This is a genomic window from Photorhabdus antumapuensis (assembly GCF_020387775.1).
Lineage (GTDB): Bacteria > Pseudomonadota > Gammaproteobacteria > Enterobacterales > Enterobacteriaceae > Photorhabdus > Photorhabdus antumapuensis.
This window is the reverse complement of the sequence record NZ_JAHZMK010000077.1, coordinates 1-4,399: the sequence shown is the minus strand read 5'-3', so window position 1 is coordinate 4,399 and position 4,399 is coordinate 1. Positions and strand designations below refer to the sequence as shown.

The 4,399-nt window shown below is 40.4% G+C and carries 4 protein-coding genes, 5 tRNA genes and 1 rRNA gene; 1 reads left to right on the top strand and 9 read right to left on the bottom strand.

The window, feature by feature from the left end:
- Positions 1-148: 148 nt before the first annotated feature.
- The 5 genes from KZ793_RS21645 to KZ793_RS21625 form a co-directional block, all read right to left on the bottom strand.
- A tRNA-Thr gene (locus tag KZ793_RS21645) sits at positions 149-224 on the bottom strand.
- 6 nt (positions 225-230) lie between these two features.
- Positions 231-305, bottom strand: a tRNA-Gly gene (locus tag KZ793_RS21640).
- Positions 306-406: 101 nt separating this feature from the next.
- Positions 407-491 (bottom strand) — tRNA-Tyr (locus KZ793_RS21635).
- Positions 492-506: 15 nt separating this feature from the next.
- A tRNA-Thr gene (locus tag KZ793_RS21630) sits at positions 507-582 on the bottom strand.
- 72 nt (positions 583-654) lie between these two features.
- Positions 655-795, bottom strand: coding sequence for a hypothetical protein (locus tag KZ793_RS21625; RefSeq protein WP_225817164.1), 141 nt, complete (start codon positions 793-795; stop codon positions 655-657).
- A 218-nt stretch (positions 796-1,013) separates the two neighbouring features.
- On the opposite strand from KZ793_RS21625, the gene coaA reads away from it, so the two are divergent.
- Positions 1,014-1,964: a type I pantothenate kinase gene (coaA, locus tag KZ793_RS21620; protein WP_088375070.1), complete on the top strand. Its 951-nt coding sequence runs from the start codon at positions 1,014-1,016 to the stop codon at positions 1,962-1,964.
- Between the two features lie 43 nt (positions 1,965-2,007).
- On the opposite strand, the gene birA is transcribed toward coaA, so the two are convergent.
- The 4 genes from birA to KZ793_RS21600 form a co-directional block, all read right to left on the bottom strand.
- Positions 2,008-2,967 carry a bifunctional biotin--[acetyl-CoA-carboxylase] ligase/biotin operon repressor BirA gene (gene birA / locus KZ793_RS21615; RefSeq protein WP_225817163.1) on the bottom strand — a complete coding sequence of 320 codons (960 nt, stop codon included), beginning with the start codon at positions 2,965-2,967 and terminating at the stop codon, positions 2,008-2,010.
- Positions 2,964-3,989 carry a UDP-N-acetylmuramate dehydrogenase gene (gene murB, locus KZ793_RS21610; protein ID WP_225817162.1) on the bottom strand — a complete coding sequence of 342 codons (1,026 nt, stop codon included), beginning with the start codon at positions 3,987-3,989 and terminating at the stop codon, positions 2,964-2,966. The genes birA and murB overlap by 4 nt, the downstream gene beginning before the upstream one ends.
- Before the next feature lie 137 nt (positions 3,990-4,126).
- Positions 4,127-4,242: ribosomal RNA gene (rrf, locus tag KZ793_RS21605) — 5S ribosomal RNA — on the bottom strand.
- Between the two features lie 21 nt (positions 4,243-4,263).
- Positions 4,264-4,339, bottom strand: a tRNA-Thr gene (locus KZ793_RS21600).
- Between the last annotated feature and the right edge of the window lie 60 nt (positions 4,340-4,399).

Genomic DNA, 4,399 nt, shown 5'->3' with positions numbered 1-4,399 from the left:
CGTGCGGTTTTGTACGTTCAAACTTTTCTTTAGACATTAGATTGTCCCTCTAAGACACGGAATCGGTGGTTCCACCACATCAACCAAGCAATTGCTCGTTGAATATCGCTTACAGGAATAAAATCGGGAGACAAGAACATTAAGGAAGTGGTGCTGATAGGCAGATTCGAACTGCCGACCTCACCCTTACCAAGGGTGTGCTCTACCAACTGAGCTATATCAGCACATCTTGGAGCGGGCAGCGGGAATCGAACCCGCATCATCAGCTTGGAAGGCTGAGGTAATAGCCATTATACGATGCCCGCATTGAACTCGGCTACCTGACTTTAATCAGCTGTACGTTGATCTTGATATACTTCGCTTTCAATTAAGCACCAAAATAATATCAAGATTAAATCTGATTCTTTGGTGGTGGGGGAAGGATTCGAACCTTCGAAGTCTGTGACGGCAGATTTACAGTCTGCTCCCTTTGGCCGCTCGGGAACCCCACCTTTCCAAGTTTTTAATGGTGCCGGCACCAAGAGTCGAACTCGGGACCTACTGATTACAAGTCAGTTGCTCTACCAACTGAGCTATGCCGGCATCAAGTGCTGCGCATTCTAGGCAGTGTGAACGCTCTATGCAACAAAAAAATTGCTTTCCTTGATCATTCGGTCATAAAACGCTCATCTTCATTCGATTAGCTGTTTTTTTCAATAGATTTAGCTCAAATAATAAACGAAAATTACCTACAACTACTAAAGAGCTGATCACCGTGCCCGATAAAACTTGATAGGCCGCTTCATCTTGTGTCATTTAAATCTCCATCATGATAAACAGGCAGCTGAAGCTAAGATTAAGTAAAACAACTCAATTTTTTACAATTCTGCATTATCTTACAAAAAAAACCGCTAAAAATATAAAAAAGCCTACGCCTGCCGCTCATCAGTCGATATCATGCGATTTATTTTTTGTCGGGTACAGGTTGTTTATTGCAACTTGTCCAACCTGCATAAACAGGCAGATGTTGGTTTATGAATAAAAAAGAACCTTTTTTGGCTACTCCATATTTGCAATTCAATCGTGAACAATGGGCAACCTTACGTGATTCAGTTCCACTGACATTAACAAAAGAAGAATTAATTGATTTAAAAGGAATTAATGAAGAAATTTCTTTAGAAGAAGTTGTTGAGATCTACCTTCCTTTATCTCGCTTGCTCAATTTTTATATTAGTTCAAATTTACGTCGTCAAGCCGTGCTCGAACAATTTCTAGGTACTGATGGACAAAAAGTCCCTTATGTCATAGGAATTGCTGGCAGTGTTGCTGTTGGTAAAAGCACTACTGCTCGTCTATTGCAAGCTCTACTGAGTCGTTGGCCTGAACACAGAAGTGTAGAATTAATTACTACAGATGGTTTTCTACATTCTAACAACGTGCTGAATGAACGTGGGCTGATGAAAAAGAAAGGGTTCCCGCAATCATATGATATGCATAGCTTAGTGAAATTTGTATCTGATATTAAATCGGGCTCTAAACAAGTATCTGCACCAGTTTACTCTCACCTTACCTATGATATCGTACCGAATGAGCAAAAACTCATTAAACAACCAGACATTTTGATTCTAGAGGGTTTGAATGTATTACAAAGCGGTATGGATTATCCTCATGATCCACACCATGTATTCGTCTCTGATTTTGTCGACTTTTCTATCTACGTCGATGCACCAGAAAAATTACTCAAAAGTTGGTATATCAGTCGTTTCTTAAAATTCCGCCAGGGTGCCTTTTCCGATCCAGATTCTTATTTCCACAGTTATTCCAAGCTATCAGAAGAAGAAGCCATAAATACTGCATCTGATATCTGGCAAGAGATCAATGGACTGAATTTGCGACAAAATATTTTACCAACTCGAGAACGCGCAAGCCTAATCATGACAAAAGGTACTAATCACACTATTGAAAGCGTAAGGCTACGTAAGTAAAGATAGCCTCCGAACCCGGAAGATATTTCTCTTCCGGTCATTTTTAACAACCTCTTAAAGAAATCTCCCCACCGATATATGGGGTTATGACACCATTCTGATCAAGTAACAAAGCACCTTGCTGATTAATACCCCTGGCTATACCATACACTTCCTGACTACCAATGATTAATCTCACCGGTCTATCCATAAAATTATCTAACTCAAACCACCGAGAAACAAATGAAGACAAACCTTCATTTTCAAACTGAATTAGAGCTTTCCTTAGATCAAGTATTATTTCTACAGCCAATTTATTACGATCAACTTGAATTCCTGACTGCAACAAATTAATCCATTGCTGATTAATAGGTTCTTCGTCCTTATGATCCATCGAAATATTTATACCCACACCTATCACAACCTGAGCAGCATCACCAGTCTTTCCTATTAATTCAACTAAGATTCCCGCTAATTTCTTATCATCAAGATATAAATCATTTGGCCATTTTACCTTAATTCTATTAGCGCCAAATCGATGCAATACTTCAGCAATAACAATGCCAACAACCAGACTCAATCCGATTGCAGCAGCAGGTCCTTGTTCAAGGCGCCAATACATAGATAAATAAAGATTTTTGCCAAAGGGTGAAACCCATTTCCTTCCACGCCGCCCTCTGCCAGCATACTGGTACTCTGCAACACAAGCATCCCCTGATTTCAACTCAGATAAACGCTCAAGCAAATACTGATTAGTCGAATCAATAACTGGCAAAACAGTTATACGATCCTGAGGTAAGTATTGTAAAATAGTAGACTCATCAAGTAGCTGCATAGGTGCCATGAGGCTATAACCTTTACCAGGAGCAGTTTCTAGTTCAATTCCCCATTCACGAATTGTCTGTATATGCTTATTAATTCCAGCCCTACTCATCCCTAAATCTTGCCCCAGTTGTTGACCAGAATGGACTTCGCCATCAGACAAAATTTTAATCAATTGTAATGGTACGGTTATATCTTTCATGAAATACATTCCACAGCATCAATTTCGCCTTTCGAACCAATAAAGCGCACCTCAGGTTCAAGTAATACACCAAACTTACTTATCACTTGCTGGCGAATATAGGCAGCCAATGCGATTACATCCTTACCGGTCGCATTTCCCTGATTTATCAATACTAGAGCTTGTCTGAGATGCACAGATGCACCACCGATGCGATAACCTTTTAAATTACACCGTTCGATGAGCCAACCTGCCGCTAATTTGAACATCCCACTAGCATGAGGATACTGGGGGCTATCAGGGTAACTTTCTTTAATTTTTACCGCAACTTCCGCACTGACAATTGGATTTTTAAAGAAACTACCTGCGTTTCCTATTATTGCAGGATCAGGTAATTTACTGGCGCGCATTGTACATACTGAATCAAAAATCTGCTGAGGAGTTACACTACTTCTCGACAACCTAGTCAAATCACCATAGCTCAACATCGGCTGCCAATTCTTCTTCAACAGTAAGCCTACAGAGATAATGAAATAACTTTCTTGATATTTATGCTTGAAAACACTATCCCGATACCCAAACTGACATTCATCAACACTAAGACGCGTTTGTTCTCCAGTTTCCAGATTCAGGATATCTACGTACTCACATACATCTCTAAATTCAATACCATACGCGCCAATATTTTGAATCGGGGCCGCACCAGCACAACCTGGAATTAACGCCAGATTCTCTAATCCATAAATCTGATTTTTAAGAGAATAACAGACTAATTCGTGCCAATTTTCTCCCGCTCCTACATGTAGACGCCATGATTCATCAGTTTCCTGGTATTGAATCCCCATGATTCTGTTCAGAATCACAGTTCCTTCAAAATCGTCAGTAAATAAGACATTACTACCCCCGCCAAGCAGCAGTACAGGTTGTTTTTGGCTTTTAGCTTTCTGCCATAAAGCTAATAAAGATTCAGCAGATTCAGCTATATCTAAACATTTAGTATGGGCTGATAACCCAAAAGTATTAAACTCTTTAAGAGAAAGCATTTACTCAATACTCAATAGCTATTTAATAAGTAGTTTATCAGCCTACAGACATGGAAAACAGTTGGAAAACAAAGTTAGTTTTTTCTCTAAATGCAAAAAGGCCACCCAAAAGGGTGGCCTTTTTGTCTTAAAATAAAGTCTGGCAGTTCCCTACTCTCACATGGGGAGACCCCACACTACCATCGGCGCTACGGCGTTTCACTGCTGAGTTCGGCATGGGGTCAGGTGGGACCACCGCGCTATCGCCGCCAGACAAATTCTTTATATATTATCATGGTGCTGATACCCAGATTCGAACTGGGGACCTCACCCTTACCAAGGGTGTGCTCTACCAACTGAGCCATATCAGCAATAGTGGCTCGCCGTCAATATTAACGCAAACCCCAAAAAATTAAAGCCTGGCAGTTCCC

What these genes read in the sequence shown, in the direction of transcription:
- KZ793_RS21625 (WP_225817164.1), bottom strand. Translation starts at nt 795, where the DNA reads ATGACACAAGATGAAGCGGCCTATCAAGTTTTATCGGGCACGGTGATC.
- coaA (WP_088375070.1), top strand. Translation starts at nt 1,014, where the DNA reads ATGAATAAAAAAGAACCTTTTTTGGCTACTCCATATTTGCAATTCAAT.
- birA (WP_225817163.1), bottom strand. Translation starts at nt 2,967, where the DNA reads ATGAAAGATATAACCGTACCATTACAATTGATTAAAATTTTGTCTGAT.
- murB (WP_225817162.1), bottom strand. Translation starts at nt 3,989, where the DNA reads ATGCTTTCTCTTAAAGAGTTTAATACTTTTGGGTTATCAGCCCATACT.